Origin of the sequence: Nocardia flavorosea NBRC 108225 (assembly GCF_001613385.1) — a bacterium.
Classification (GTDB): domain Bacteria; phylum Actinomycetota; class Actinomycetes; order Mycobacteriales; family Mycobacteriaceae; genus Nocardia; species Nocardia flavorosea.
On record NZ_BDCG01000005.1, the window covers coordinates 155540 to 176811 of the forward strand.

The following is a 21272-nucleotide window of genomic DNA, read 5'->3' on the forward strand; positions in this document are numbered from 1 at the left end:
GCATTCCATACGTTTCGATCTCGCCCACTGTGCGAACATCTGCGGCGATCTTCTCGGCTGTTCCTTCGGCATGTGCAACGCCGGCCGGTGATCGGCCTGGGTTGGCTGGTGGTGCTCGGCCTGCCGGTGCTCGTGTTGGTCTGGGCGGTGTACTGGCCGCACAACCGCGGCTGATCGGCAAACACGCACGATCCGTTCAGGGACGGCCTCCAGCATGGAACAGCAGTCAGGTCACGATCTGCGTGATGCTCATTGCTAGCGGGACGCCACCGGCGGACACTGAAGGAATGGTTGACAGGGAGCAGCGCACACCGTTCTACGGGGTGGTACTGATTCTCGCGGCGCTGGGTGCGGCGATGGCGGTCAGCTACTACGGGCCGACGTGGTTCCGCGTCACCGTCTACATCCTGGCGGTGATGGTTTTCCTGGTGGGCGGCGTGATGACCTTCCGGGATTACTCCCGCTGACGTCGCGAATATCGATGGTCGTCCCGGTTCCCCGGGCGACGCCCTGTCGCGGCGTCAGTGGGGTGCGGGGATTTCGCCCGGCCGGCCGCCGGTGTCGCGCCGGGCATCAGTGCCGTCGTCGCTATCGCGCCCGCGTTGACCATCGGATTCATCGGGCTGCCGCCATTGAGTTCGACCGCCATCACCGAATTGAACGGCAGCCTCGTGTTGTTCACGCCGACGCGTTCGTGTACGGCCTGGTGCCCGTATGCCTCGTAGACCAGTGCGAATACGAAGGCCTTCGAAATCGACCGGATCGAGAACGCGAGCCCGGTGTCACCGGCCGAGTGGGTACGGTCGTTCGTCCCGGCCAGCGTCAGGCCGAACCAGTTCGGGTCGGCTTCGGCCAGGATCGGGATGTAGTCGGCGACCCGGCCGTCGTGCAGGCCGGCATAGCGCCGGTGGGCTTCGTCGATGAGTTCGCCGACTCGGGGTTCGGTGGGAAGATCGCCGGTGAATGCGTGTTGTGCGACGTCGAGCACATCCGCCTCGAACATCGTGGCCTCCTCCACCTCGTCCCTGCCCGGCGTGGGTTGCCCGGTATTTCCCGGCGCTGCACAGTCGGTGCTACCGGCTTCCGGTCGTAGCAGACCAGGTACGTCAAACCATGGATTGCCCGAGCGTAACGGTGAATATGGTCCTGAACCGGGAAGAACCGCTGGGAGATCACCGCTCCGATACGGATCAGGACGGGAGGATGGTGACGGATCCGGCGGTGCCGTCGAGGGTGATCGGGTCGCCGGTCTCGATGCGTTTCGTTGCGTTCGCGACGCCGAGAACTGCGGGTATGCCGTACTCGCGGGCGACGATCGCGGCGTGCGAGAGCGCGCCGCCGGTTTCCGTGACGACACCGGTGGCGATGGTGAACAGCGGTGTCCAGGCCGGATCGGTGTAGGGGCAGACCACGACCTCCCCGGGCCGGACGGCCACGAAATCCGCCGGGCCGTGCACTACCCGCGCTGTCGCGGTCACTGTGCCGTGGGAACCGGGTGTCCCGGAAAGTGTCTCGGTGTGAATGTCCGGCGCCGGTGCGGCGAACGCGGGCGGGACGGCGGTGATGGGGCGCGCTTGCAGAATCCATACTTTGCCGTCTGCAACCGCCCATTCGATGTCTTGCGGGCCGCCGAGAAATCCGGCGATCCGGTTTCCCAGGCCCGCCAGCACCGTGGCCATGCGGTCATCGAGCGTCCGCGCGGTCTGCCGCTCGTCTGCGACAGCGCTCGTGGTGACGCCGGCGGTTTCGGTGTGCAGGTCGATGCGGATCTGTTTGCTACCGGTCGTGCACGTAGCTTTTCCGTCCGGTGCCACTTCATAGGTGTCCGGGGTGACGATCCCGTCCACCACAGCGAGCCCGAGGCCCCAGGATGCCTCGACCCGGATCGGGTCCCCCGGCTGCGTGGGTGTGAACAGCACACCTGACACGTCGGCCTCGACTACGCGCTGCACCAGCACGGCCATTCCGTGCGCGGCATCCGCAGTATGGCCGTTTGTCCGTCGCCGGTAGTCGCCGACTCTTGCGGCGTGGGCGGACGCCCGGCACGCGGTTATCGCCGCGCAGACAGCGTCCACTCCTTGTACGCCGATGACACTCTCGTACTGGCCGGCCGCCGACGCGTCCGCGGTGTCCTCCGTGGCGGCAGAGGAGCGCACCGCTAGGACCGGATTGCCCAGTAGGTCGAGCTCGCGAGCGACCGCGGAATGGAGCGCCGGCCCGGCCGCGGCCTCACCAGTAGACGGCACGACGAATCCGTCGGGGACCGGAAGCCCGTGGTGCAGCAGCACGCCGAGCGTCCCGGCCTTGCTGCCGCAGTGCGAGCGAGTCGCACAGAAGAGGGGGATCAGCATCACACCATCCATCAACGATATGTTGACAACATTATGTTGATGCTAGCAGGATGGCCGATATGGAACGTAAGCACGATGTCGCCCTCTCCGGGAGGGACGACCACGCGCGGGCGCAGCGCGAGCGCGACGCCCGGGATCGGCTCCTGAACCTGGGCGCGGATCGGCTGGAGCCGCGCCCGTGGCGGCCCGCCCCGGTTCCGCCGACCGCGGTCGACCTGACGCAGTACGCGCTCTACCGTTCCGCGCACCTCGCTCCGGCGGACATCATGAGCGCGCTGGCGCTGCTCCCGGCGGCACGGGCAGAGGTCGAGGGCGTGGAGGCCGGGCTGATATTCGCCGCGCGGAACGGGGGGCTGACGTGGGCGCAGATCGCCGACGCGATGGGCTTCCGCTCCCCGCAGGCGTGTCAACAGCACGTGAACCGTCTCACCACGAGGCAGGACAAGGAGAGATGAGCCGCATTTCGGCGCCGGAGCTGCTCATACTGCACGCGGTACGCCTCCTCGGTTTCGCCGGCAGTGCCGCGATCGCAGCACGGTTCGATACGAGTCACGAGGAGACGCTACGGCTGCTGCGGGCAGCCGACCGCAACGGCTGGGTGCAGCATTCAGCGTTCTTCGATGTAGACGGCTGGTCGCTCACCGAAGCCGGCAAGGCCGAGAACGAACGACACCTCGCCGCCGAACGCAGCAGCGCCGACCCCGAGGGCGTGATCCCGGCCGTTCACCGTGACTTCCTCCCGCTCAACGCCCGGCTCCTCCGCGCCGTCACCGACTGGCAGATCGCGCCGGCAGAGGCCGGCAGGTTCGCCCCGAACGATCGCACCGACAGTGCCCGGGATCAGCGCATCCTCGACGAGCTCGCGGCGGTCGGCGCCGCACTCGCTCCGCTGGAGGAGCGCCTGTCGCGCGTCCTCGCGCGATTCGACGGGTACGCGGCCCGTTACGGCGAGGCACTGCGGAACGCCGGAGACGGACTGTCCGGCTGGATCGACAAGACCGACAGAGACTCCTGCCATCGTGTCTGGTTCCAACTCCACGAAGACCTCATCGCCACCCTCGGCATCGATCGACGAGACGAAACATGACGACGCTGTGTCACCGGGTCCGGCCCGCGATCGCCCTCACGGGCGTGGCCGGCCATCGGGGGCGGTGAGCTCGGACGGTCGCCGACGGGACGAGCCGACGGCGATCGCCAATGTGGCGGTCGCGATCGCGATGTAGGTGTACGCGGGCAGCCAGGACGCCCCGGTGAGCATCCCCGCGGCGCCGGTAGCGCCGACCGTCGTGGCGACGGCCAAGTGTGGCCGCCGGTCCGGATCCGGGTCGCGAGCCGGCCCGAGAGCACTCCGTCGACGACAACCCCGGCGGCGGGCATCCCGAACAGCAGCCCCAGCAGGTCCTGGGCGTCGAGCCCGTAGCCGAGCTGCTGCTCGTGCGAGACCGGGGCGATCAGGGCGAGGAGCTGGTCCATGCTCTGCGTCGCTCCCGTGGCGAGCACGATGACGAGCAGCGTGAGCAGCAGGGGCCGCCCGAGATTACTGATATCGATCACGGGATCGGCCGCCCCGTCTCGAGGCGGGTGCCCCTTCGGGGACTGGACCCCTGGTGGCCGCCTGTTGTGGCGGTCCGGCCGGCCGGCAGTCAGTGCAGCCGGGTCGCGAGCCCGTCGAGGAGAACGCCGAGCTGCCGTTCGAACCTCGGGTCGCCGTCGTCGCGGAGATGCCCGGCGGCCTTGACCAGTTCGGCGCCGTCGCCGAGCCACGCATCCCGCCCGGCGAGCGAGTATCGAGCGCTGCCGGTTCCGTCGGCCGGGCTGCGCTCCTGCTCTTCGATGACGAAGCCGACCACGAAGGCGGTGACCAGATCGAGGGTGTCGTCCGCCTCGGGCAGTGAGAACCCGGCCGTGGTCAAGCGTTCGAGCCACGATTGTTTCGCCCTCACCACTTCGGGGTCGGCGAACCGTGTGCCGCTGAAGATGCGCGCCCCATCCCGGTGCCTCAGATACTCCGACCTCAGGACGCAGGCGTAGGCGGCTATGTCGTCACGCCAGTCGCCGGCGCGCGGGATCGCCGCGAGGGCGTCGGTGACGCGTCGCATGACGAATGTGGCCATCTCGTCGAGAAGTTCCTGTTTGTTGCGGACGTGCCAGTACAGGGCGGGGGCTTTCACGTCGAGCCGGGAGGCGAGCGCGCGGACGGTGAGGGCGTCCATGCCCTGCTCGTCGAGCAGTTCGAGTGCCGCCGTCACGATCTGCTCCCGCGTGATTCCTTTTGCCACGGTTGACACCTTAACAAAGTTAAGGCACCGTTGTCGGCATCAGAGATTAACTTTGTTAAGGAGACATCGCATGCGTGCTGCAGTCGTCAACGCCCCCGACGCGACACCCGTCTGCGCGGACTTCCCGGATCCGGAACAGCACCCCGGACGAGCGCCGCTGAGGCTGGTCGGCGCCGGTTTGCACCACGTAGTCCGCGGGCAGGCCTCCGGCCGCCACTACGGCGGCGGCCGGGCGCATCCCCTCGTACCGGGCATCGATGCCGTGGCCCGGACCGAGGACGGGCGGCTGGTCTACACGGGGTTCGCCCGGGCGCCGTGGGGGACCATGGCGGAATGGATGGTCACGCCGTTCGAGGCGGAGCTTCCCGCCGGGGCCGATCCGCTCGCCGTCGCCGCCGGTATGAACCCCGCCCTCTCCGGCTGGATGCCGCTGGTCGGCCGCCGCGAGGAGGAGGGAGAGCTCGGCACCGTGCTCGTGCTCGGCGCGACCGGCGCGTCCGGCGGCCTGGCGGTGCGGGCCGCGCTGGCCCTCGGCGCGAAACAGGTTGTCGCGGCCGGGCGCAACCACGCAGCGCTGGAGCGGCTGCGCGGCCCGGGAGTAGTGACCGTTGCGTTCGCACCGGACGCACCCGCTTCCTGGCCGGCCACCCTCGGTGCGGCCGTCGCCGACGCGCAGCCCACCCTCGTCCTCGACTATGTGTGGGGCACCGTGGCCGAGGCTGCATTCGCGGTATTGGGAAGTTCCGGCCCGGCCGGCAACAGCGTGCCGGTCGACTACGTGCAGATCGGTTCGCTCGCCGGAACCGAGGCGTCGCTGCCCGCGGCACTACTGCGCAGTCGCCGGATCCGGATCAGCGGCAGTGGTCTGGGCTCGGTCTCGAAGGAACAGATGATCGCCGAGTTTCCCGCCGTTCTCGCCCGGTTCGCCGACGGTACCTTCGACGCGCCGTACACCGCGTACCCGCTCGGCCGCATCGGCGAAGCCTGGGCGCATCAGGGTCGTAGCCGGGCCGTGGTCGTCCCGGACTGACCGGGCAGATCGGAGCGGCAGGGGAACGGCATCATGTGTAACCGCGCACTGGTCGTCGGGCTCGGGATCGCCGGTATGGCCGCGGCCATCGGGTTGCGGCAGGCCGGCTGGCAGCCGGTGATCGTCGAACGGGCTCCGCAGCGCCGGAAAGGCGGCTACTTCGTCGGTCTGTCGGCGGCGGGCATGCAAGTCGCCGCCGACCTCGGTATCGACGGCCATCTGCACACCCGTAATCCACCCGACGGCGGGAGGCGTGGTCGCTGAACCGGCGTGGGGGCCGCGAGCCGGGGCTGGGATTCCTACATCAGCCGGGCAGCCCCGTAGCGGTGGTCCGCGGCGATATCGAAGCCGCTCTCTGGCAAGGCATTCGTGGCGACGCGACGGCCGAGCCCATCGAGGTACGGTTCGCGACGAAACCCGTCGAGATCGACGACACCGGCGATCAGGTGCGGGTGCTACTCGAGGCCGCCGGCGCTCGCTACCGTGCGAACTTCGACCTCGTCGTCGGCGCCGACGGACTGCGGTCGGGCGTGCGCCGCCTGGTCTTCGGCCCGCACGAGAACTACATGACGGACTGGAACGCGATGATGTGTGCGTTCCAGCTCCGGGAGCAGGTGCCGTCCTTCGCCGGGTCGGACAGCATCATCAGTGCCCGCGCGGGCCGTGCGGTGTGGGTGTTCGGATTCGCCGACCGGCCCCCGACCGCCTTGCTGACCTACCGCACCGGGGATACCGAAGGCCGGCGCCGCGGGTCCGGGATCGAGCGGCTGCGCACAGTCTTCTCGGGTATGGACGACCCTGCGGTGCGGCATGTCCTGGACGCTCTGGAACAGACACCGGATTTCCTGTTCGACTCGGTGCACCAAGTGAAGATGCCTCGGTGGAGCAAAGGACGGGTCGTGCTCATCGGCGATGCGGCATGGTGCCCGAACCTGTACTCGGGAATGGGCGCCGGTCCCGCCCGTCGGGGACCACGGTCGCACCCCGGTGCCCGCCGATGCTCAGCAGTTGCTGGACCGGGTCGGCTCGATCCCCGCTTACCTTGCCGACGGCAAGCTGGCACACCATGTTATCGAACATATGTTCTATGCGTGGGGTAGGGTCGGCGGGGTGAACACACAACATTCGACTGCACGGGCACCGCATGCGCCGACGCGGCGATGGTCGGACCTGGCCGATGTCGATTTGCTGCGCACTCTGGTCGAAACCGAGCGCCACCGGCGGCGCCTGGGTGCGGCCATGGTCGCCGCGGTCGCCGAGGCCGAGCGCCGAGGTCTCGCCGCCGACACCGGCTACCGGGACACAGCGGAACTGTTGAGTGATCTGCTGCGGATCAGTACCTCCGAGGCGAACCGGCGAATCGAACGCGCCGCTCCGCGGCCTCGATCGCGTTCCAGAAAGCCGTGGAGGGCGCTGGCGGCGGTGAGCTGAGGCCGAGCCCGGTGGCAGCCGGACGATCGACCGGATCTGCGGCGCGCGCAGCCATACGCGCCGTCGAATCCGGAGACGGATCTATCGGCCGGGCGACGCTGAGCGGGTGGTGCGGATGAAGTGGTTCACGGCAGCCGCGACCGTTTCCGGTGCGTCTTCCTGAAGCAAGTGGCCCGCATTCGCGATGACGGCGTGCGATCGGCCGCCGTCACATGCCGTTGGCGGGCTGGGTGTAGGTGTGCCCGTCGAGGGTGGTGGTCATGGTGCCGGTGGCTTCGAAATCATTGCGGATGGTCGCGGGAAGCAGGGTGAATCCGCCGGGCTCGCTGGTGCGCCGGGTGCCGGTGTAGGTGCCGGAAATGGTGAGATCGCTGTGCCAGGTGAGGGGTTCGAAGCCGATGTCACCTTTTCGGTGCACACTTTCGGTGCCGTCGACGACGATGCCGTCGCGGTCGCTGTAATCGGTGTACGTGACGCTGATGCCGGTGATCATGGTCTTGTCGGGGTTTTCGGTGATCACTACTTCGGCGCTGCCTTGGTCGGCGCCGCGCATGGTGTAGGTGCCGGCGGGCAGATGCGGGCGCGGCGGCAGCGGGTCGCCGGGGTGGTACTCCACGCCCCACGTCGCTGCGGGCGCCGGTGCGACCGGTTGCGCAGCGGTGGGGTTCGCGTTGTCGAAATGGGCGATCATGAGCCGGCTGCGTCGTCCGCCGGGTTCACCGGACTCGGGACACGGGAGCGGGTTCGCGCGGCCGCAGGCGGGCGCGGTGACCAGATTCTCCGCCCACACCACCCCGGTGCTGTCCGGCAGCCAGGCGGGGTCGGCGGCGGCGTTCCAGTTCGGGTCGCCACCGGCGTTGACCTGCAGGCTCTTTCCGGATTCGAGGTCGACGAGGTACGGGGCGAAGAAACGGCGTTTGCCGTTGTTGCGGATCCCGGAAACATGGCCGGTGGTGGGCAACTGTTCGACGATCGGCGGGATACCGGGAATCCCGGCGAGGAAATCGACCCGCCCGGAACCGATCACTTGTTCCGCCAGCAAGTACTTGCCGTCAGGGGACGCGGCCATGGGGTCGGTGTATCCGGCGAACGGGGTCAGTACCCGGGACCGTCCGGTGGCGTTGTCGGTCGCCCACGCGTCGATACTGCCGGACTGATGATGCTGGATACCCAGGGCCGCGGTGCCGTCGTGGGTCCATCCGCGGAACTCGCCGATCATCCCGGCCGGGTTGAAGCGCAGTTCGTTCCCGTCGATCACATAGGGCTGGTATCGCGGATCCGGGTTGTGCAGCGCCCGCACATTTTCGACGGTGTAGCGCTCGCCCGCGGCATCGAAGACGAGTTCGCCCATGAACGGGATCTGCTCGTACCTGTCGTCGTGGGCGACCATATAGCTGAACCCGATGTGCTTGTCGTCCGGGTTCAGGCGGGGTTCGCGGAGAATACCGGCGCGGCCGATGCCGGCGTCCCATTCCAGCGGGAAGATCTGCAATCGATCCGGGGTGCACTGGTCGTCGGCGAATCGATATTCGCCGCAGTCGATGATGTTGGTTCCGGCCAATGCGCGGCTACCGTCACGGAAACCGTTGATGGGGTAGGTCAGCGCTACCGAATTGCCGAAATCGGAGTGCGGGCCCGCCGGGGGCGTCGGCGCCGGGTGCCCGCAGGTCAGGCATTTGTACCCGTCTCCGTTGGTGAATGTGGTCCCGTCGGTCTTCACCAGCAGCACCTGCGGGCCGGTGTACGCCGCACCCGGACCCGTCGCGGGTGCACCGGTGAAATTCACGCCGACGAGCATGTGATCGCTGTCGGGCCAGTAGGTTCCGATGGACCCGAGCCCGCCCCATCCCGGGTCCACGCACCCGGTTCCCCGGGGATTGACCTCGGTGGTGCAGGCGCCGGCTTCTGTCGAGGGGGCGGTCGGTGGTGCCGGTAGCTGCGCGAGAGTGACCTCCTGCTGCAACCGGGCCGACGGGTCGACTGTCAGGACACCGCCACTGTCGCTGATCGGTTTCCGTATCGGTTCCGGCTCGGCCGGTTGCGCCGAGCAGCCGGCCGTCAGCACCACGGCCACCAGCGCTGCCAATCCGCCCGAACCCGCGCCCCACCGCCGAATGAGCGCGGTCCCGTGCTGTGTCGTTGTTCGCGATCTCACAGATACATCTGTACCAGATGTATCGTAAACGATGTATTGTTTAGGATGTAAGACATGGATGGAAGGCAGCTGAACAGACTCGGTCGGCGGCTGATCGAGCTGGCACGCGTGGCGGGCACTTATCCGGGTGATCGGATTCCCTCCTCGGGGGAGACCGCGGTTCTCGGCGAGGTCGTGGAGAACCCGGGGTGTTCGATCCGCCAGCTCTGCGAACGCACGGGATTCGTGCAGAGTCACGTCTCCGCGTTGGTGGCCGGTCTCGTCGAACGCGGCCTGCTTCGCACCGACACCGACCCCGCCGATCGCCGTCGCACGCTCGTCTACCCGGATGTACCGCTCACCCGCGGTGTCGAACGGCGCCGGCGGCCCATCGACGAGACGCTGGCCGCCGCGCTCGGGGACCCGGGCAAAGCCGAGGAAGCCGCCGAACTCCTCGGCAAGCTCGCGGCACTGCTGCTGACCGATCCGGTACCGCGAGCGCCGGGCGCCCCGACCGGAAACGACCCGGCGAACCCGGCCTCGTGACGCCGCCCTACTCATCCCGGGGGACCGACGAAAGGACTCTCGATGACCGACCAGAACATCGACTCACGCGTCACCGTGATCACCGGCGCCGGATCGGGTATCGGCCGGGCGATGGCCCATGGCTTCGCCCGGGCCGGTAACCGAGTGGTGGTGGTCGATATCGACGAGGACAGTGCCGCGAAAACCGTCGCCGAACTCGGCACCGGCGCGCTCGCCGCCCGCGTCGATATCAGTGATCCGGACGCTGTGGAACAGCTGGTCACCCGCACCATCGACGCATACGGCCGTATCGACGTGTTGTGCAACAATGCCGGGATCATGGACCGCATGGCGTTACCCGCCGACACCACCGTCGATCAGTGGAAACGGGTCATCGATATCAACCTCACGGGCACGTTCCTGCTCACCAAAGCCGTGCTGCCCCATATGCTCGGCCGCGGCAGCGGCGCCATCGTCAACACCGCCTCCGAGGCCGGTATCCGCGGCGGCGCCGCCGGAATCGCCTACACCTCCTCCAAGCACGGCGTCATCGGCCTCACCCGCAGTATCGCCTGGGCCCACGCCGGCGACGGCATCCGCTGCAACGCGATCCTGCCCGGACCCACCATGACCGGTATCGCCCCGGACTTCGACCCGCAAGGCGTTGCCCGGCTGCGCCCCATCCTCGAACTCAACCAGCAGCGTCTCGCCCAGCCGGACCAGATGGCCGCCGTCGCGGTCTTCCTCGCCTCCGACGCCGCCTCGTTCGTCAACGGCGCCATCGTCCCCGTCGACGCGGGCTGGTCCGCCGGATAATGGCCGGGCAAACGCTGCGCCGCACCCGACAGCAGGCCCTTCTCGGATGTTCGTGCCGTCCGGACGGCGCCTCGGCGGGGCGCTTCGAAAGGGGACGTAACCGCTACACCATTACGCCTACCCGTTGCGCCAACCGGTCCAGTTCGCCGGTGGTGAGGTCGCGGCGCGCCTTGTGTATCATATGGCCCACCAGTTCGCGGACATGGACCATGTTCCGGACATGCCCGAGGGCGAGCGTTCTGATGTGTTGACCGGCCTCGCCTGGTAGGCGCTGGCAAGCACTCGCGGCAGCCGTCGGACGGAGCACCCGCGGGCCGACCCCGCACGCCGCAATCCTGGCTGGTGGCCGGCTGGGCGCAAGATCCTGGTCTGAAAATCACCTGTGGCGAACTCGTGTGTTCGTGCACGAGAATGAGAATCAGATTCTAATATAGGTAGATTCGTGCTCTCGGCGGCACCTCGGGCCCCGCAAACCCGCCACCGGCGGCGCGTAGGCGTCGTCGCGTGGGCGGCCAGGCGTGACCTCCGGCCGCGCTGACCCCGCCCCAATCGTGCCGGCGATTCTCCACGGGACTAGGACTCGGAAAATATGACGACTTCGCGGACGGTGACCTTGCAGCACGAGGGCGCGGATCTGGCCGGTGTACTGGTGCTGCCGCCCGGCCCCGGACCACACCCGGCGGTACTCGTCGCGCCCACCGCCGTCGGCTTGGGCGCGTGGATACGCGAGCGCGCGGAGTTGCTGGCCCGCCTCGGTTACGCCGCGCTGGCCGTGGATATGTACGGTGGCGGACGCTATTTCGCCGAGCCCCGGGAATCCGGTGGCGACTTCGCGGCGCTCCAGGCTGCGCCCGGGCGGATACGTGCCCGGACCATGGCCTGGTTCCGGACATTGCGGGAGCTACCCGAGGTAGACGCCACCAGGACCGTTGCCATCGGCTACTGCTTCGGCGGGCAATGCGTACTGGAACTGGCACGCGCCGGCGCCGACGTGCGTGCAGTGGTGAGCTTCCACGGATTGCTGACCACCGCGCAACCCGCCGAACGCGATGCGGTCACCTCTTATGTGACCGTCTATGCGGGTGGCCGGGACCCGTACGCACCGCCGGAGGATATCGAGACGCTGCGCCGCGAGATGGCGGCGGCGGGGGCGCCCTGCTCGGTCACGGTGTTCAGCGCCGCCCAGCATGCTTTCACCGATCCCGGTGCCGGGAAGGTGCCCGGCACCGGCTACGACCCTGTCGCCGCGGCGGTGTCCTGGGCCGGTACGGTCGCGCTGCTGCAGGAGGTCCTCGCCGGCGCGCAGTGATATGGGGAGATCGAGGCTGTGGTTCGCAGCTCCACGTATTACCTGTTGGACGCATTACCTGTTGGGGTTGCGTAGCCATCTGTTGTGTTCCGCGTAGCGTCGGGCGGTGGCGACGACGTTGGCGATGGCGGGTGACGGGTCGAGTGTGGGCCAGACCGTCGAGGGGTCTGCCGGGATCGGCGGATCGACGATCTCGCGGAGATGATTCCGCTGCCGGCTTTTCGCATCGGCTCGGTGCGCGATTCGCTCCGCCGGGGCTTTCCGGAATTCAGGATGGCCCGGTTCTGTCGAGGTAGGCCTGCCGCTGGGCAGGGTCGTAGGCACCGTAGTCGGCGCCGCCGACGAATCGTTTGAGCTGCCACATGAGCGGCGCGGGGATCAGTTCTTCGAGCAGCCCTATCGGGGCCAGGTAACGCGGTACGGTGACCTCGCCGCGGCCGTGGGCGGCGCTGTCGGCGATTGCGGCGGCGACGGTTTCGGGTTCCAGGGTGGGCTGCAGACGTAGCAGGACCCCGGAGGTCAGATCGGTTCGGGTTGCGGCGGGCATGATCGTGGTCACGGTGACGCCGGTTCCGGCGAGTTCGGCGCGCAGCGCGCGGGAGAAGGCCACGACTCCGAACTTCGACGCGGAATATGTGGCGATCCCGGGCGTGGTGATCTTGCCCGCCATCGACGACACGTTCACGATGTGCCCGCGTCGGCGCAGGAGCATGGCGGGCAGCGCCAGACGGGTTCCGGTGAGCACCGCGCCCAGGTTGATCGCCAGCTCGCGCTGCAGGGCGCCGAGGTCCTGGTCGACGAAGCGGCCCATGAGCTGGATGCCCGCGTTGTTGACCAGCATATCGATGGGTCCGTCCGCGGACGCCGCCCCGAGGAAGTCCCGGAAACTGGCTTCGTCGGTGACGTCGAGGTGGTGGGCGTGGACGCCGAGTGCTTCGGCGGTCTCCTGTGCGGCGGCGAGGTCGCGATCGCCGATCCAGACCGTGGCTCCGCGTTCGGCCAGCTCCGCGGCTGTGGCACGCCCGATACCGCGGGCGCCGCCGGTTACGCAGACCCGCGCTCCGTCGAGTTCGATCACAGCGGACTCCCCACCGGATGCCGAAGTGCGAAGTAGGCGATGAGCCGGATCTCGTCGGCCTTCTCGAAAAGGAGGGCGCGGCCGAGGTAGACGCCGGGCGTCAGTTCGACGATCTCGTCGCGGGTCCGGCGGATCGGGAAGGTGCGGATGCTCGGGTTCTTGTACTGCGGCACGCCGTAATCCAGGGCGCGCACAGTCACTCGTGGTTCGATGAGGCCGCGGTCGACCGCATGGTCGAAATGGAATCCTTCCGCTTCTCCGTCGACCATCCGGAGTCCGAGGTAGCCGAAGGTGATGACGGGCATCGCCACCATGGCGATGGGGGAGAGCCGGTTCAGGCCGGTTCCGGCGGCGAGGTCGAAGGTTTTGCCCCGCCACGTCGGGTCGATTTTCATGAGTGGATTGGCGAGCCTGGCTTCGGGGATGCCGAACAGCTTTCCGACGATCTGTCCCTCTAGCTTGCCGTCCAGGTTGCGTGGCTCGGTGCCGGCGCCGAACAGCTGTGACAATGCGGCGCGGTCGTCTCGGCTGCCCAGTGTTCGCAGATAGGACCACATTTCGGTACGGGCACGGACCGGGCTGTGCTCGGCGAGTGTGCGGAGCTCGGCCAGTATCGCCGGGGCGTTCGGGGGAGGTGCGGCGGTGCCGGGCTCGGCGACGCCTTTCAGATTTGCGGTCATTCCGCCTCCAGAATCTGGTACAGGTTGGTACCTTTTTCAACTGGTACGGAACTGTGCCAGAATTGCCCAGGGCTGTCAACGGTGAGCGGACGCAGCGGAAGGTGCGAGAATGGCGCGCGTGTCTTCAGCCGGTGTACGTAGTTACGGAGGAGAGTCCGCGGCGGAACGTGCCCGGCGCCGACGCTCCCGGCTGATCGATGCCGCTCTGACGGCGATGGCCGCAAATCGATGGCGGTCGGCGACTGTCGCCGGGCTCTGCGCCGAGGCGCAACTCAACAAGCGGTACTTCTATGAGAGCTTCACCGATCTCGACGCCGTGGCGAGTGCGGTGATCGATGATGTCGCGGTGGAGGTCGGTCACGCCGCTGTCGCGGCCTATCTGGGGTCGGTCGAGCTCACCCTGGCTGATCAGGCGCGCGCCGCGGTCGATGCGGTGGTCGGTGTTTTCGGGGCCGACCCGCGCAAGGCGCTGGTACTACTCGGCGGCGTGGCCGACACCCCCGCCGCGCATATGCGGCGCAATGATGCGATGAAGGGGCTCACTGCCATTCTCGTCGGCCATGCCCGCAGCGTGCACGGTGTCGAATTGGAAGCCGATTCGCTCGCGTCGACCGCGCCGGCCTTCGTTATCGGTGGCACGGCACAGGCCATCCTGTCCTGGGTGGACGGTACCGCTGCCGTCGACCGGGGCCGGCTCGTCGAGGATATCGCCTCGCTGTGGCTGGCGTTGGGCGAAAGCGCGGCCGGTATCGCCCGCTCGAGGCTCGAAGAACCGCAGGTGTCCACGGCCGGAGACTGACCAATGGGAGTTGTTGTGTCGCAGTGATGCCCGGGGTGGCTGCCGGGCCTCGCCCCAGTCGGAGGGGTTCGGAATCCGAGGGTTGTCAACGGCAAACATTACCATTGACAACTGGCACAGTAATCAATGACACTGTCTCGACAATGGTCGGCCGTACATGTCCGGGCGGACGAATCCGTCTCACGGTGGCGCGGCATTCGCAACGATCGAATGGAGTGAGAAGTGACCACGCTGGACCTCACGGAAACGCTGAGAACGATCAAGGACCGCCAGTGGATGCTCAGTGACATCGATTGGGATGCGCCCGGGGCGGAGCTGATCCGCGATGATCAACGCGCGAATCTGAAGGCGTTCATGGCCGATCTGATGTGGATCGAGCATGTCGGCGCCCGCGCCTTTGCCGGATTGGCTCTGCACGCGCCCACCGAGGAATTGAAGGAGATCTACCGCTACTTTCATGCCGAGGAACAGAAGCATGCCAATGCCGAACTCGCCCTCATGAAGCGATGGGGTCTGCTGGAGGAGGGGGAGATCCCCCTTCCGGGGGTGATGATCTGCCATTCCCTGGACACCATGGACAAGATTGCGGACACAGCCCCGTTCGAATATCAGGCAACGGTGATCCCGATGCTGGAGGTGGCGCTCGACGGGGCCCTGCTGAAGTTCCTGACCGATGAGGTGCAGGACCCCTTGTTGAAGGTCGTCCTGAACAAGATCAACCGCGATGAATCACGCCATCTCGCCGTGGGATTCCACGTGATGGGAATGCTGTCCGGGGCGCGGATACGGCGAACACTGCTGGTGCTCTTCAAACTGGCATACAGTATGCGCGTCGTCTCCCTGCGGCATGTGATCGCAACGCTTCCGATCATCGGCAGTATGCGAGAAGAGTTGTATGCAATGGGTATGGACGGATCACGCCTTTCGGCTGCGATGGATCGCTACCGCAAGGCGGGTGAACGCGACCCGAGGCTCGAGAAGAATCATTACTACCGAATTGTCCGGGGATATTCGAAACTCGTGATGGAACGCCACCCGGTGTGGTCCAGGGTGGAAGGCGCGATGATCGCCTACGCCAAACGGATCCCTGTCCAGAAGTGGCCGGAACGGCCCTCCTGGTCCAGTGAACTGACGTATGAGACCGCGGTCTGAATTACCTTCAGGAGATCGATTATGTCAGTACCTGTAGCACATGAGGAACGAGAGAAAACCTCCCACATTCTGACCGCGGTGGTGATAGGTGCGGGTTTCTCCGGAATCGGCGCCGCAATCCGCTTGTCCGAACGCGGCATCGATGATTTCGTAGTCCTGGAACGCGGTCAGGAGGTCGGCGGCACCTGGCGAGACAACGTATACCCCGGCGTGGCCTGCGACGTTCCCTCCATTCTGTATTCCTATTCGTTCGCTCCGCACAACTGGAGCAAGATCTACGCCGATGGCGCGGAGATCCTGGAATATATCCAGAGAGTCGTGCGTGAACGAGACATCCTCCGATTCGTGAGGTTCGGTCACAATGTCGTCGCCTTGCGCTACGACGAGGATGAAGGCGTCTGGACCGTCACGACCGACACCGGTGAGTTCCGGGCCAGAAATGTCATCGCCTCCTACGGGCCGCTGGCGAACGCATCTTTGCCCAGCATCCCGGGCATCGAGGAGTTCGGCGGAACCATCCTCCACTCCGCGCGGTGGGAGGACGACCATGATCTTTCGGACAAGACCGTCGCCGTGATCGGGACCGGATCGACTGCTGTGCAGCTGATCCCGCACTTGGTCCGGCGGGCGCGAAAAGTAGTGGTCTACCAGCGCACCGCCGGATGGGTGCTGCCGCGACGTGACACGGCGACACCGGCCATGGCTCGGGCACTCTTCGAAAGGCTGCCCGTGACTCAGCGACTCGCCCGATCCGCGTTGTTCCGGGTCGCCGAACTCAGCGCTCTGGCTCTGGTGTGGAATACCGCGCTGACGTCGCTGGTGGCCGCTGCGGGAAAACGTTATCTGCGTTCGGAGGTCGAGGACCCGTGGCTGCGCCGGCAGCTGACTCCGGACTTCCGTCCGGGCTGCAAGCGAATGCTCTTGTCGGACGACTACTTCGCTGCCCTGCAGGCCGATAACTGCGAGCTCGTGACCTGGCCGATCGCCAGAATCGGCAGATCCGGAATCATGACATGCGAAGGCATCGAGCATCATGCCGACGTCATAATCTGCGCGACCGGATACGAGGTCACCAAAACCGCGCCACCCATGGAGATCATCGGCCGGCAAGGCAGATCCCTGAATGAAGAATGGGCCCGTGGCGCATTCGCATACAAGAGTATCAATGTGGCCGGCTACCCGAACCTCTACTTCACCTTCGGTCCCAATGCCGGGCCTGGTCACACCTCGGCGCTGATCTACATGGAAGCGCAGATCGAGTACGCCGTGGAACTCATCTCCATCATGGAAAAACGCAACCTGAAGTCACTGGAAGTGAGCAGAACCGCTCAGGAGAAGTACAACACCTGGCTGCAAGGTCGACTTGCGAAGTCGACGTGGAATTCCGGTGGCTGCCGCAGCTGGTACCTGACCGACGACGGGTTCAACGCGACCATGTTTCCCGGGTTCGCGACAACCTACCGGAGAATTCTCGAAGAGGTCGATCTCCACGGTTACCTCGCCACCGGTGATCTCGCCACCGCGATATCTCCGAGCGGGAATCGGCAATCCCCGGCACCGGAGGCCGCGCGGCGCCCGGCGTCGAGGAGCTGACCACCTGTGTGCCGAAAGAGGTAGATCCATGACGCGCGATCGTCACACCGCTGCGGTGATCATCGACGATTCATACCTACCGGCCCCGTCCCGCGCGGCTCTCCGAGGTCAGTGGCTTACGCGGTGCACCATTCGCCCGTTGATGCGCCGCCTGCCGCTGAACACGGCGGGTATCGCCCTGCTCCGTGCAATTACCGCAGCTCCCGCCAAATTCGACCGGACTGTTCCGGGTACTCGGGTCGAGCAGATTCGGCAGGGGCATATGCGGGGTGAGTGGGTGACCGCGCCGGGTGTGCCGAAGCGCGGGCCCGTGGTGCTGTACGTGCACGGCAGTGCCTTCGTCATCCTGTCGGCCGGCAGTCACCGCGGCCTGGTCTCGAGGCTGTCGGACAGAACGGGTATCCCGGTGTTCAGCGTGGACTATCGGCTGGCGCCCGAGCATCCCTTCCCGGCGGCCTCGGACGACGTGGTTGCTGCCTATGGCTATCTGATCGAGCAAGGTTATGACCCGGAAAGTATCGTTCTGGCAGGGGATTCCGCAGGTGCGCACTTATGTGTCGATCTCGCGCTGCAGTTGGCCCGCGCCGGGAAACCCCGCCCTGCCGCCATGGTGGTCTTTTCACCGTTGATCGACCTGACATTGGCCTCGGCCGTGTGGCAGGAGCGGTCGCTGCGCGATCCGTTGATCACCGCCGCGGATTGCCGGCGCCTCATCGACCTGTATGTCGGCACCGCCGATCGGACGGACGGCCGGCTGACGCTGACATTCGACGGCATTTCCGACTTCCCGCCGACACTGATCCAGGCAGGCGGGAACGAGATGCTCCAGGCCGACGCAGTCCATCTGCACGACCTCATCAGGTCGAGCGGTGTGCCCTGCCACCTGCAGATATGGCCGGGCCAAGGACACGTTTTCCAGGGCTCTCCCGGCCTGCCCGAGTCGGTATCGGCCCTGCGTCAGGCCGCCCACTTCATCTGCCATGTTCTCGACCGTGGCTCGTCGAAAGCTCAGAGGTAACTGTCACCATGTTCTTTTCTGTTTCGCCGGTGTCGAGGGCGGCGCGGGCGGTCGTCACGGGAGCGGGAAGCGGTATCGGCCGTGCCTTCGCACTCGAGCTCGCCGCCCGCGGCGGTTCGGTCGTGTGTTCGGATATTTCAGCCGACGATGCCGAACACACCGCCGCTCTCATCCGCAGCGCCGGAGGCAGCGCCTTCGCAGTGACATGTGATGTCGCTCAGCAATCTCAGGTGGCCGAACTCGCCGTTACGGCTACGAAGTTGTTCGGTCAACCGCCCAACCTGCTGGTCAACAACGCAGGCGTGGGTGCCGGTGGCCGGCCGGTCGGCAGTATCGGTCCAGCGGACTGGAATTGGGTGCTGGGCATCAATCTGTTCGGCGTCATTCACGGGTGTGAGGTTTTCGCGCCGATATTGAGACAGCAACGCCGCGCCGGAATCATCAACATCGCGTCTGCTGCCGGATTCAATTCCGCTCCTGTTATGGGACCGTACTGCGTGAGCAAGGCGGGAGTGATTTCTCTCTCGGAAGTGCTGGCGGCCGAAATGGTGGGTTCCGGAGTTTCGGTGACGGTGGTGTGCCCGACCTTCGTGGCCACGAACGTCGCTCGTAACGGCCGAATCGCACAGGGTCCGGCCGAGTTCGCCGCGAAAATGGTCGAACGCGGTATGGATCCGGAAATCGTTGCCCGTAAGGCGCTGGAAGCCAACGACAAGGGGACGCTCTATGTCATGCCCCAATTCGACGCCAAGGTTGCGTGGCGGGCGAAGCGACTGGCGCCGGCCCTGCTCACCCGGGGCATGTCCTTCGCCGGCAAGGTCATGGGCGCCGGCGACGCCGATTGACAGGCGCACCTCGCCGGAACGCCTACTCCCGCTCCGATTCTTCCGCGCCGAGTGCACGGGCAAGTTCGGCCGACGTCAGATTGTGCCGGGTCATCACGCCTTCGAGATACTGGCCGACGACTCGCAGTACGCTGCTTTCCAGCGCCTCGTTCAAGCGAGATCCGACGATACCGGCCCCGATTTCCCGGACATCGGTGATGATCGCCGCCAGCTCGGCGCGTTGCTCCTGCGGGGCGATCCAGCCTTCGCCGTACTGTTCGACGAGTCGGTCGCGTAGTTCGTCGACCGTGAGGTCGGCAAGGTTCTGTACAGCGTCCTGCGTTGCTTCCGTCACGCCGATGAGAAGGCGCAGATAAAAAGTCTGGTCCTTCGCGGCGGCAACGCGCTGGGCGATATCGTCATCGACGAGGACCAGGTCGTCACCCTCCTGGCGGGCGATACCGTAGCGGAGGAGTTTGCGGGCCAGTTGACCGGAGTGGTCTATCTGTAGAGGAGTATTCGGCTCCCGTGCCTTCTCGGAGTGTCGGCGACCGGTGTTCCAAGGGGCCATGAACACCTGCTCCATCCCGGTCTTCTCGGCGAGATTTCGCAGACCGAGAATATCGGCCAAACCGAGATTCCTGTCGAAACCGTCGATGAAGTCGGCTATGTGTGCAACGGTGTATCCCTTTTGGAGGAGAAATGTAATGACCTCCAATGTCCAGAGATGTCGCTCATCGTAAATCGCGACACGACCGGACCGCGCTGGTTTCTGGAGAAGGCCGCGTTCCTGATATGCACGGATATTGCGGGACGAAACACCCGATAGCCGCACCAGATCGTCGATTCTGTACTCAGCCATACCTACTCTCTCTGAGAACGACACGTTTTCGGCGAGCAGCGACCTTCGGTAGACCTGTTCACCCGCGCTCTCGGGCTGACTGCGTAGTGGCCGGTCGGGCCGAGGTTGCGCGACAGCTGGAGCCGGCGTAAGACGGCTGACCGTCGCATGGCGACGGTGAGTGCGGTGGACCGTACGCGGGCCGGACGGAATTCGCTGAGGATGAGCAGCTGCCTCTGCGTAGTAAGGGCCTCCGGTGTGCCGCCACATGCGCGGCGGACCCGGCATCCAGTAACGCGGCAGGCCGGTCACGGCGTTCGACCCTACATCTCATGACTACGGAGCTTATCCTTCATCCAGGAACTGACGCGCCCGGAGCACATCGAGGCCGAGGATCTGATCTCCCCCCGCCTGTCGCCGACACGAGCGAGGTCAGCCGATGATTCCGCAGCGGGAACGACAACTCCGCGCCGCGCTCGCTGCAATCCGACGCGGCGAGGCGGTGAGTGGGTTGCCCATGTTTCTGGTGCCCTCGGCGGGGCACGTCGAAGATGGGAACGCCTGTGGCCTGGGAATCTGCGTTGGTCGACTGGTAGTCGAAGCAGAATTCGCCCTGGACTGAGGGGCGATGCGGTGTTCAGCGGATCGGGGTCGCTTTCGCAGGCTCGGTGATGCTGGAGTCGGATGTGCCGGTGAGCGGGGCTTCGATGGAAGACCGTGGATGCGGTGTGCGGCGGGCAGACGTGTCTTTCGAGGTTCGGCACAGAACTGCTAGCGACAGGCCACGTCCATACGAAACGGTGACTTGCGCGGCGACTCTTGCGGCGTGTGGCAGGTCTGGTACCCGATGAGCGGGCCGGATTCAGTGACCTGCCCCACCGAATGGGTTCCAACTCGGGTTGCTAACTGACAGCCTTACCGAGAGGCTGACCCACGTGCCACGCGCCTATCCCACCGGATTCCGGACCCGAGCCATCGCTCTGGTCCGGGCAGGCAAACCCGCCAAGCAGACCGCGGTCGAGCTCGGCATCCATCCGGTCACACTGTCGAAATGGCTGCGCCAGGACGACATCGACCACGGACTGCGTCCCGGTAAACCGTCGGCGGAGTCGGCCGAGCTACGTGCGGCTCGCCGCCGGATACGGGAACTCGAGAGCGAGCTGTCGATCGTCCGCCACGCCGCGAAATTCCTCGGGGAGGACGTCCCCGGCCCAAAAGGCGGCTCTACCCGGTGATCGACAGCCTCGTCGCCGCCGGGGCGCCGGTCGACCGATGCTGCCGCATCCTGGGAGTCGCCCGACAGAACTACTACAAGGCCAAACGGCGCCCGACCACGCCGACCCAGTTGCGGCGGGAATGGCTGACCGGTTTGATCCGCGAAGTCCACGTCGCGTCCCGAGGAACGTACGGCT

23 protein-coding genes and 1 pseudogene are annotated in these 21272 nt (G+C 66.3%); 16 read left to right on the top strand and 8 right to left on the bottom strand.

Translation table 11 applies throughout. From position 1 onward, the window contains the following. Positions 1 to 287 precede the first annotated feature (287 nt). Entirely contained in the window at positions 288 to 467 is a 180-nt protein-coding gene (locus tag NFL01S_RS07150) for a hypothetical protein (RefSeq protein WP_033244190.1), read from the top strand. On the opposite strand, the gene NFL01S_RS07155 is transcribed toward NFL01S_RS07150, so the two are convergent. Together NFL01S_RS07155 and NFL01S_RS07160 are read right to left on the bottom strand one after the other, a co-directional pair. Continuing rightward, a complete protein-coding gene (locus NFL01S_RS07155) occupies positions 455 to 1003 on the bottom strand; it encodes a glutaminase (RefSeq protein ID WP_084492487.1) in 549 nt (182 codons plus the stop codon). The genes NFL01S_RS07150 and NFL01S_RS07155 overlap by 13 nt on opposite strands. A gap of 187 nt (positions 1004 to 1190) precedes the next feature. Then, positions 1191 to 2363 (bottom strand): PEP/pyruvate-binding domain-containing protein, encoded by a 1173-nt coding sequence (locus NFL01S_RS07160; RefSeq protein WP_210745195.1) that lies wholly within the window; start codon positions 2361 to 2363, stop codon positions 1191 to 1193. A 38-nt stretch (positions 2364 to 2401) separates the two neighbouring features. Here NFL01S_RS07160 and NFL01S_RS07165 point away from each other — a divergent pair, with 38 nt between their 5' ends. Both NFL01S_RS07165 and NFL01S_RS07170 read left to right on the top strand, forming a co-directional pair. After that, positions 2402 to 2806: a hypothetical protein gene (locus NFL01S_RS07165; protein WP_210745194.1), complete on the top strand. Its 405-nt coding sequence runs from the start codon at positions 2402 to 2404 to the stop codon at positions 2804 to 2806. Next, positions 2803 to 3438 carry a hypothetical protein gene (locus tag NFL01S_RS07170; protein WP_062972739.1) on the top strand — a complete coding sequence of 212 codons (636 nt, stop codon included), beginning with the start codon at positions 2803 to 2805 and terminating at the stop codon, positions 3436 to 3438. Before NFL01S_RS07165 ends, NFL01S_RS07170 begins: the two co-directional genes overlap by 4 nt. A 36-nt stretch (positions 3439 to 3474) precedes the next feature. On the opposite strand, the gene NFL01S_RS35260 is transcribed toward NFL01S_RS07170, so the two are convergent. Together NFL01S_RS35260 and NFL01S_RS07175 are read right to left on the bottom strand one after the other, a co-directional pair. Then, entirely contained in the window at positions 3475 to 3651 is a 177-nt protein-coding gene (locus tag NFL01S_RS35260; RefSeq protein ID WP_157116317.1) for a hypothetical protein, read from the bottom strand. A 343-nt stretch (positions 3652 to 3994) separates the two neighbouring features. Beyond that, positions 3995 to 4630 carry a TetR/AcrR family transcriptional regulator C-terminal domain-containing protein gene (locus tag NFL01S_RS07175; protein ID WP_062972741.1) on the bottom strand — a complete coding sequence of 212 codons (636 nt, stop codon included), beginning with the start codon at positions 4628 to 4630 and terminating at the stop codon, positions 3995 to 3997. 70 nt (positions 4631 to 4700) lie between these two features. Here NFL01S_RS07175 and NFL01S_RS07180 point away from each other — a divergent pair, with 70 nt between their 5' ends. The 4 genes from NFL01S_RS07180 to NFL01S_RS07190 all read left to right on the top strand — a co-directional run bounded on the left by NFL01S_RS07180 (position 4701) and on the right by NFL01S_RS07190 (position 7091). Further along, complete coding sequence (locus NFL01S_RS07180; RefSeq protein WP_062972743.1) at positions 4701 to 5660, top strand: zinc-binding alcohol dehydrogenase family protein; 960 nt, start codon at positions 4701 to 4703, stop codon at positions 5658 to 5660. A 33-nt stretch (positions 5661 to 5693) separates the two neighbouring features. Beyond that, positions 5694 to 5924 (top strand): FAD-dependent monooxygenase, encoded by a 231-nt coding sequence (locus NFL01S_RS36415; protein WP_210745193.1) that lies wholly within the window; start codon positions 5694 to 5696, stop codon positions 5922 to 5924. A gap of 62 nt (positions 5925 to 5986) precedes the next feature. Beyond that, positions 5987 to 6760 carry an FAD-dependent monooxygenase gene (locus tag NFL01S_RS07185; protein WP_210745192.1) on the top strand — a complete coding sequence of 258 codons (774 nt, stop codon included), beginning with the start codon at positions 5987 to 5989 and terminating at the stop codon, positions 6758 to 6760. 10 nt (positions 6761 to 6770) lie between these two features. Beyond that, positions 6771 to 7091 (top strand): DUF222 domain-containing protein, encoded by a 321-nt coding sequence (locus NFL01S_RS07190; RefSeq protein WP_245670552.1) that lies wholly within the window; start codon positions 6771 to 6773, stop codon positions 7089 to 7091. A gap of 208 nt (positions 7092 to 7299) precedes the next feature. Here NFL01S_RS07190 and NFL01S_RS07195 read toward each other — a convergent pair whose 3' ends face one another. Then, positions 7300 to 9246 carry a hypothetical protein gene (locus tag NFL01S_RS07195; protein ID WP_157116319.1) on the bottom strand — a complete coding sequence of 649 codons (1947 nt, stop codon included), beginning with the start codon at positions 9244 to 9246 and terminating at the stop codon, positions 7300 to 7302. A gap of 54 nt (positions 9247 to 9300) precedes the next feature. Here NFL01S_RS07195 and NFL01S_RS07200 point away from each other — a divergent pair, with 54 nt between their 5' ends. The 3 genes from NFL01S_RS07200 to NFL01S_RS07210 all read left to right on the top strand — a co-directional run bounded on the left by NFL01S_RS07200 (position 9301) and on the right by NFL01S_RS07210 (position 11875). Continuing rightward, positions 9301 to 9771 carry a MarR family winged helix-turn-helix transcriptional regulator gene (locus tag NFL01S_RS07200; protein WP_062972749.1) on the top strand — a complete coding sequence of 157 codons (471 nt, stop codon included), beginning with the start codon at positions 9301 to 9303 and terminating at the stop codon, positions 9769 to 9771. Between the two features lie 42 nt (positions 9772 to 9813). Next, complete coding sequence (locus tag NFL01S_RS07205) at positions 9814 to 10566, top strand: SDR family NAD(P)-dependent oxidoreductase (RefSeq protein ID WP_062972751.1); 753 nt, start codon at positions 9814 to 9816, stop codon at positions 10564 to 10566. 589 nt (positions 10567 to 11155) lie between these two features. Further along, positions 11156 to 11875, top strand: a complete 720-nt coding sequence (locus NFL01S_RS07210) for a dienelactone hydrolase family protein (protein WP_063915881.1) — start codon at positions 11156 to 11158, stop codon at positions 11873 to 11875. A gap of 268 nt (positions 11876 to 12143) precedes the next feature. Here the strand turns inward: NFL01S_RS07210 and NFL01S_RS07215 are convergent, their stop codons facing one another. Further along, the gene (locus NFL01S_RS07215) at positions 12144 to 12953 is read right to left on the bottom strand and encodes an SDR family oxidoreductase (protein ID WP_062972755.1); all 810 of its coding nucleotides are present in this window, start codon (positions 12951 to 12953) and stop codon (positions 12144 to 12146) included. Continuing rightward, positions 12950 to 13633, bottom strand: a complete 684-nt coding sequence (locus NFL01S_RS07220; protein ID WP_062972757.1) for a hypothetical protein — start codon at positions 13631 to 13633, stop codon at positions 12950 to 12952. The genes NFL01S_RS07215 and NFL01S_RS07220 overlap by 4 nt, the downstream gene beginning before the upstream one ends. Before the next feature lie 109 nt (positions 13634 to 13742). On the opposite strand from NFL01S_RS07220, the gene NFL01S_RS07225 reads away from it, so the two are divergent. The 5 genes from NFL01S_RS07225 to NFL01S_RS07245 all read left to right on the top strand — a co-directional run bounded on the left by NFL01S_RS07225 (position 13743) and on the right by NFL01S_RS07245 (position 19040). Continuing rightward, positions 13743 to 14432, top strand: coding sequence for a TetR/AcrR family transcriptional regulator (locus tag NFL01S_RS07225; RefSeq protein ID WP_157116321.1), 690 nt, complete (start codon positions 13743 to 13745; stop codon positions 14430 to 14432). A gap of 276 nt (positions 14433 to 14708) precedes the next feature. Further along, entirely contained in the window at positions 14709 to 15584 is an 876-nt protein-coding gene (locus NFL01S_RS07230; RefSeq protein ID WP_062972817.1) for a hypothetical protein, read from the top strand. A gap of 21 nt (positions 15585 to 15605) precedes the next feature. Then, positions 15606 to 17177, top strand: coding sequence for a flavin-containing monooxygenase (locus NFL01S_RS07235; RefSeq protein WP_062972759.1), 1572 nt, complete (start codon positions 15606 to 15608; stop codon positions 17175 to 17177). A 28-nt stretch (positions 17178 to 17205) separates the two neighbouring features. Continuing rightward, positions 17206 to 18195 carry an alpha/beta hydrolase gene (locus tag NFL01S_RS07240; RefSeq protein WP_084492480.1) on the top strand — a complete coding sequence of 330 codons (990 nt, stop codon included), beginning with the start codon at positions 17206 to 17208 and terminating at the stop codon, positions 18193 to 18195. An 8-nt stretch (positions 18196 to 18203) separates the two neighbouring features. Next, entirely contained in the window at positions 18204 to 19040 is an 837-nt protein-coding gene (locus tag NFL01S_RS07245) for an SDR family NAD(P)-dependent oxidoreductase (RefSeq protein WP_062972761.1), read from the top strand. 22 nt (positions 19041 to 19062) lie between these two features. Here NFL01S_RS07245 and NFL01S_RS07250 read toward each other — a convergent pair whose 3' ends face one another. After that, the gene (locus tag NFL01S_RS07250; RefSeq protein WP_084492481.1) at positions 19063 to 20172 is read right to left on the bottom strand and encodes a MerR family transcriptional regulator; all 1110 of its coding nucleotides are present in this window, start codon (positions 20170 to 20172) and stop codon (positions 19063 to 19065) included. Positions 20173 to 20795: 623 nt separating this feature from the next. Between NFL01S_RS07250 and NFL01S_RS36780 the strand changes: the two are divergent. After that, positions 20796 to 21272, top strand: a pseudogene (locus tag NFL01S_RS36780) (transposase); the annotation flags it as partial.